Here is a 3,027-nt window from a genome sequence, read left to right on the forward strand (position 1 = left end):
ATGCCAACTCTCTGTTCCAGGTATATCTGCCAACAAAAGCACACCAAAATTAAACATGAGCACAAGTGACCTACAGATCCCGGATGTTTTTCACCGGATTCTGTCACTGTGCAATATGGACTTCATTTACAGAGATTTTCTGATATTTCATCCTTGAAAACTCTGGCGTTCACGAATCCAGTCTGACTTTTAGCGAAATAGCTTTTTGTGGTTTCATATGGATAAAATAGAGAAACCCTGAAATTGCTTTTGAACCGCCAACATCAATTCATTGATGCTTTTCCCATCCATCCATGATACCCGCCCCCAGCGTCAGTTTGCTGCCAGACAGCGCGGCATGGGCTCCAGCAGAGACAACCAGCAGCAGAGATAACATGACAATTGTTTTATTCTTCACCTTCTTCCTCTGTTCACTCACATATAGCAACGCTGCATATTCTACAAATATTCCAGACCACATCTTGACCAATTGCGCACAACTAATGATGTTTAGCGCAATAGCCAACAAAAATATATCCTCTGTGTGTGATGAATAGAGATCGCTTCACTATGATGTGATGAACAGAGAAATTCATAAAAAATTACTGTGGGTACATCTCTACGAAAAAAACCGATAACACAGGTTTGGTATGTGGCGGATGTGGCATATCTAAGCCGACCCTCAGGAAATGATGGCGTCGCTACAAAGAGTACGGTTGAACCATCTGGTTAGTTCTACATGAATATAGAACTTAGAATATCTTAGATTCATACCAGCATAACTTAATATCATCGCAACCATTTTGACATTGCAATAATATTTTTAATGATTTTAGACAAACCTAATCAACGCGCTATATTATTTAAAATAAAGATAAACCATTCAAAAAAACCTTTTTTAAAAATTCTGTTCATCACGTCATTAGATAAAATGATGCCATAACTTAGACATATGCCGACAGCATTTATATATTAACAAACCAGTTGCAAACTAGCCTATCCTTCATAGCCTTATAGTTTCACACTCTTGTCAATGAATATATTCAGTGAATTATTCAGTCACAATGACGCTAGTCTTGGTCCATATTGAAAAGGGTGAGAGCTATATACTCTCACCCTTTAACATTAAAAAATCGATACTGCTACGGCGTTACATGCATAGATGTAACTGGCGAGCATTTATAGTTTCCTCCCGGTTTTCCTGCATCACCTTCATATACTCCAGTAACCTTATACTCTGTCGACGGAGGGGTGTAAGCCTTTGCAGTTATATATTTATAATCGCTAGAGATTTCAAAGTAAGGTAATCCACTCGTCTCCACACTCGCCATTGTGGGCGACACTCTTACTGATGAACCATCTGAAAATTTCATACTCACTTCCAATCTATCGGTAGCGCCAAAATTAACCGAATTAATGGCTCCTGGGTTGGCCTCAAGATAACACCATGATAATTTAGGTGCGAGAGATTCGACGACCACCTCTGAGGTAGAAGTATACTGAATACCATTTTCAGTGTATTTAGCTGTGATCGTTGCGCTGCCGGTGCCATTCCCAAAGACATATCCACTCTGTGATACTGACGCGACAGATGCATTTGAGCTAGACCAAATACTTGAGCTGGTTACAATATTTGACGTCGAGTCTGTATAGTACACAGTGTTATTGATATACCTACCAACACCCACGCCCAGACTGAAGGATGCGGGATTAATAGCCGTGTGATCCACCACCTTGCCCACTGTAATGACGGCGCTGTCGGTCTGGGTAATGCCATGATCGGTATAACTGGCCTGAATATTGGCCGTACCGCTGGTGTTGGCAGTCACCATGCCGGTGGTATCCACACTCGCCACCGCAGCGTTCGATGAAGACCAGGCTGCGGTATTGGTCACATCCAGGGTGCTGCTGTCATCAAAATAGACAGTTGCATTCAAGGCTTGGGTATTACCAACAGGCACGGTAGCTTTATCCGGTGTCACCACCAGACTGCTCGGGCCGGCAAACACGGTGACGGGGTGAGCCGCAGCACTGGCCCCGGCAAAACTCGCACCGATATCCACCATCCCCGGCTTTACACCCGTCACTACACCGCCGCCAATGGTCGCGGTGGTCACATCACTGGTTGTCCAATCTGCTTCACTGCTGACATCGACCACATCCCCGGAGTCATAGCTCGCGGACGCCGTAAGGGCCAGGGTTTGGCCCATCCGCACTTCATCCCCACCGCTAATGCTCAGCGCACTGACCAGATTGTCGATAAAGGTCACCGCCGTGTTCAGCGTCTGGGTCAGGTAATTGGCATAGACGGTAAAGGTGCCCGCCATGGACGATGACACTGCGATTTTCGCCTTGCCGTTTGCATCGGTGGCGACCTGCTTCTGGTTGAACACCAGGCCAGGGTTATTGGAGTAGAAGTAGACATTGCGCAGCGCAACGGGGGTGCCATCGCTGGAGGTGACCAGGGCCTCCACTTCATCCTTGGCATCTTGGGCGGGCGTGCCCGACACATACTGGTTGTCGGTCACCGTCTCCAGGCTCGTCAGAATGCCACTATAGACGCAGGTCACCCCCGCCGGGGTCAGGATGGGGCTCAGGGTCGCACTGCCGGAAACCAGGTCATAGACCTGGCCATTGTTGCCCGTGTCCAAGGGCTCGCGGGTCCAATAGGGACGCTCCACCGGCCAGTTGTCACTGCTGGACGGGTCCGGCTTCTCGCCGTGCAATGTGTTCATCTCGGCCAGGGAAGGCAATGCCATGCCCCTGGCCGCACACAGGGTCAGGGCCGCGTTGTAATTGAACAGCGCCACGTCATAGGTGCCGGTCGCATTGGTTTCTTGATAGTAATCCTGGTACGGCACTCCCAGGCTGTCGGCCAGGTTCTTCTCCCACGGGGCCGTGTAGCGGGCACCATCGCTCAACACAATGTCGGACCACAGGCTGTCTGCCTTGACGCCGATGCGCACCACCGCTATCGCATAGCCGCCATTATGATCGGTGACATAATAGGTCACGTCGTACACGCCGGGCTTGTCGGCCACGAAGTCG

General features: G+C 48.5%; 2 protein-coding genes and 1 pseudogene. 1 reads left to right on the forward strand and 2 read right to left on the reverse strand.

Annotation, left to right across the window (positions count from 1 at the left end; translation table 11 throughout):
* Positions 1–268 precede the first annotated feature (268 nt).
* Positions 269–508, reverse strand: coding sequence for a hypothetical protein (locus ACW5XD_RS23820; RefSeq protein WP_456497013.1), 240 nt, complete (start codon positions 506–508; stop codon positions 269–271).
* Positions 509–557: 49 nt separating this feature from the next.
* Here ACW5XD_RS23820 and ACW5XD_RS23825 point away from each other — a divergent pair.
* Positions 558–669 (forward strand): annotated as a pseudogene (locus tag ACW5XD_RS23825) (IS481 family transposase); the annotation flags it as partial.
* 452 nt (positions 670–1,121) lie between these two features.
* Here ACW5XD_RS23825 and ACW5XD_RS23830 read toward each other — a convergent pair.
* Positions 1,122–3,027 (reverse strand): Ig-like domain-containing protein (locus tag ACW5XD_RS23830; RefSeq protein ID WP_456497014.1); only part of this gene is annotated, 1,906 nt, incomplete at its 5' end.

This window comes from Aeromonas enterica (genome assembly GCF_054052465.1).